Below are 3627 nucleotides of genomic sequence, written 5' to 3' on the forward strand. Positions count from 1 at the left end.
CCGTTTTTTTAAAAGCTGCTAACTTTAAATTTAGGATCCGAAAAACTGCTGTGGCGCCCAGCATTTTAAAATAATCCGTGTTTTTAACACGACTATGGCTAGTCCACTTAATCGTAAATTTTGTGGCTTAGTTAAAAACAACAAGGACCTAATTATGGTGAAACAACATAAAAAAACCACTGCAAACGCTGATGTAGATATGACTCCTATGCTCGATATTGTGTTTATCTTGCTGATATTTTTTATCGTCACAACCTCGTTTGTTAAGGAGCGCGCTATTGAAGTGAATCGCCCTTTAGCAAAACCAAGTCTTGAAAACCCTAAAAAACAAGCGCAATTTACTATCACTGAAAACGACAGTATTTACTTTGCAAACAAGCTTATCACACCAGAACAAATAATCGCTAACCTTGCCTTATTTGCCGCACAGTTTGAAATGACGAATGTACAAGTAACAGCAAGTGAGCAAAGTAGCCACAAAACCTTGGTCACCTTGCTTGATAAAATAAAACAATATCAAGATGTGCCAATTTCTATAAGCACGTCTTTATAACTAAAAAAGGGCCTAACGGCCCTTTGCAAAGTTAAATAATAAAGGAATCTAAAGGGAGTTTAGAACTTGTACTCTGCACCTACGTAGTAGTACGCACCGTTAAAACCAAATGGTGCTGAACGACGTGAGTAAGTGAATACACCTGGGCTTGAAACAATTGTGTTGCCGCTAGCATCAACAATCGTACCCGAGCGTGAATTACCAATGGTGTTCTTATCTGGATAAACATCAAATAAGTTATTTGCACCAATGTTAAATGACAGGTTTTCGTTAAAGAAGTAGTTAACTTTAACATCAGTTAAGATTTCAGCACCGTATGTTTGACGGCCACCATCTTCAACTGTGTATTCGCCGTAACGGTTTAGAGATAGGTTTACTGTCCAATCTTCTAAACGGTAAAGCGCACTTAAGTTAATGCGGTCTTCTGGTTGCCATTCTTCAATAATTGAGGTTTCTTGAGCAGAAAACACATCTTCTACTGGAATAGTCTCAAGACCACTGCCTGATGGCGTAAATAAATCAACTACATCTGTTTTGGTGAAGTTAGCAGCAAAAGTGAAATCTAGCGTACCGCCAAGACCTTCTGTGTTCCATGTGGCAACTAAGTCAACACCTTCTGTTTCTGTGTCTGCGCCATTTAAGAAGAACTGACCCGCACCTGCGCCTGAGCTTTCAAGTGCAGCATCTAGCGTATCTGATAAACCTTTACCTAAACGGTTAGAAATAACGATACGGTCGTCGATATCAATTGAGTAGTAGTCAATGGTTAAATTGATATTGTCGGTTACGTTATAAACAATACCTAAACTACGGTTTTGTGATTTCTCTTCTTTTAACTTAGGAATACCAATTGATTGCGCTAAGGTACTGTCGTTTCTAAACGTACCTACTTGCTCAGCCACTAAGCTGCCATCATCGCCTACAACAAACTGCGTACTTACGTTATTAAAGTAAAGTTGTTGCATAGAAGGCGCTCTAAAACCTGTGCTTAGTGCACCACGTAACGACACATCTTCAGTCACAGACCAGTTACCCGCTAACTTAAAGTTAACTGTGTCACCAAAGCCTTTGTAGTTATCGTAACGTACCGCACCTGAAATAATTACATCATCGATGACATAGGTTTCTGCATCCATATAGAATGAAATCACATCGCGCGACTCATCAACTGATGATGCCGGATCTGAACCACCAAAACCTTGCGTACCACTTGCAGCGTCAACACTACCTACACCGCCATTTAAGCCAGAATAGATGCTCATACCATCAACAGTGTCGTAATCACGGTATGCGTATTCACTACCTTCAAGAATACGGAACTCATCGGTACGAAGCTCAGCACCTAGTGCTAATGAGAAGTTGTCGTAATCTTTGGTGTAATCAAGGTTTAGAGTTTGCAGTGATAATTCAAGGCCATATGCATATGCTGAACGCGGAATAGTGGCACGAATTTCATCAGCCGTTAAACCTTGGTCATAGCGAAGGTAGTTAGCGTAAGAGCCGTTGATAGTATCACTTGTTGTGTAATCAATGCTGTTTTCACCGTAGGTGTACGATAAATCAATGCTTGAATCATTATCGAACGACTTTTTATAACCAAAGTTATAAGACACGTCATCAATGACAGTATTAATTTTCGGTAAGAAACCCATAGGAATGGTTGCATCACCATCTTGTAATACAGGGTTACCATTAGCATTTGCGTTATGACGGAAAAACGCTGCTGATTCATTTTCACGATTTGAATAAGTGATAAAGCCATATAGCTCACCACCAGCAAGCTCATAGCCAGTATTAACGGTTAGAGCAAATTGTTGTGAATCTGCATCACCAATTCTAAACGTATCTCGAGGTGCTGTTAGCTCACGAGGGTCGCCTGCTAATAGCGTACCGTCATCAAGTTCAGTACAGCCGTAAAATTGACATGAGCCATGAAGGCCTGCACGGTTAGTAGGTGCACGGTCACGGTAGTTGATTGTGGTGTTTAAATAACCTTCGTCACCTAAAGCAAATCCTTTGTTGAAATCAACAGTTACAGTTTCGCCATCGCCTTCTGAATACTCACCGTAGTTGATAGCCGCTTTACCGCCCTCTTCAGCGTCTTTTAATACGATATTAATAACACCTGCAATGGCATCTGAACCATATTGCGCAGCAGCACCATCACGTAAAACTTCAATACGTTTGATTGCAGCAGCAGGAATAGCATTCATGTCGGTACCCGCCGTACCACGACCTACTGACGTATTAATGTGAATAATGCTCGCTTGGTGGCGGCGTTTACCATTGATAAGAACTAAGGTTTGATCTGGCCCTAAGCCACGTAATGTTGCAGGACGAAGTGCATCAGTACCATCACTGATAGACGAGCTTGAAAAGTTAAAAGACGGTGCAATAGCCTGAAGCATTCGGCCTACTTCTGTTTGACCTGTATTCTCGAGTGCTTCGGCACTTAAAATATCAACCGGAACCGGTAAATCTTCAACCGAGCGTCCTGCTACACGGCTACCGACAACGGCAATTTTTTCGATGTTTTGTTCTGCTGATTGATCTTCTGCTAACGCTTGCGTATTGGCGGCAAGCAGTAATGGCACGACTGCAGCGCTGACCCCTGATACTTTGATCATGTTATTATCTATCCTATCTACTTGTTTGAGTTTTATACTCAGCAAGCCTTGTTGATCAACAACCGCATCGAGCTCAGTGCCTTCTAGCATCGCATTCAGTGCATCAAGTTTAGTGTAAAAACCAAACACAGATTGCGCTTGATATTGCTTTGCTAATTCGAAAGAAAAAATGACTGTTTGTTCGGTTTGCTTTGCAAATTCGATTAACGCCAAATCAGCTCGTTGCGCTTTGATGTCAAATTGCAGCATTTGTTTTTCAGCCGCTATTGCTACTTGGCCTGTTGTAAGGCCATAAATAACAAAAGAGGCAGGTAACAACGGCAATTGCTTACTGCGCAATTTAAACAAACAAGTGAGGAAGATAAATCCGCTATGTAAATTTAACTTTTTTTTAATTAATTTTTTGTGACGAGAAGGTGGCGCACAATTAACATCATTATATTGGCG

General features: G+C 41.0%; 2 protein-coding genes. One reads left to right on the forward strand and one right to left on the reverse strand.

Features of this window, described 5'->3' with window-relative positions:
* The first annotated feature begins 154 nt into the window (after positions 1-154).
* The gene (locus L1D51_RS20865) at positions 155-553 is read left to right on the forward strand and encodes an ExbD/TolR family protein (RefSeq protein WP_239964749.1); all 399 of its coding nucleotides are present in this window, start codon (positions 155-157) and stop codon (positions 551-553) included.
* 59 nt (positions 554-612) lie between these two features.
* On the opposite strand, the gene L1D51_RS20870 is transcribed toward L1D51_RS20865, so the two are convergent.
* Positions 613-3477: a TonB-dependent receptor plug domain-containing protein gene (locus tag L1D51_RS20870; RefSeq protein WP_425605558.1), complete on the reverse strand. Its 2865-nt coding sequence runs from the start codon at positions 3475-3477 to the stop codon at positions 613-615.
* Positions 3478-3627: the final 150 nt, after the last annotated feature.

This window comes from Pseudoalteromonas shioyasakiensis (assembly GCF_022398475.1).
Lineage (GTDB): Bacteria > Pseudomonadota > Gammaproteobacteria > Enterobacterales > Alteromonadaceae > Pseudoalteromonas.

What these genes read in the sequence shown, in the direction of transcription:
- L1D51_RS20865 (WP_239964749.1), top strand. Translation starts at nt 155, where the DNA reads ATGGTGAAACAACATAAAAAAACCACTGCAAACGCTGATGTAGATATG.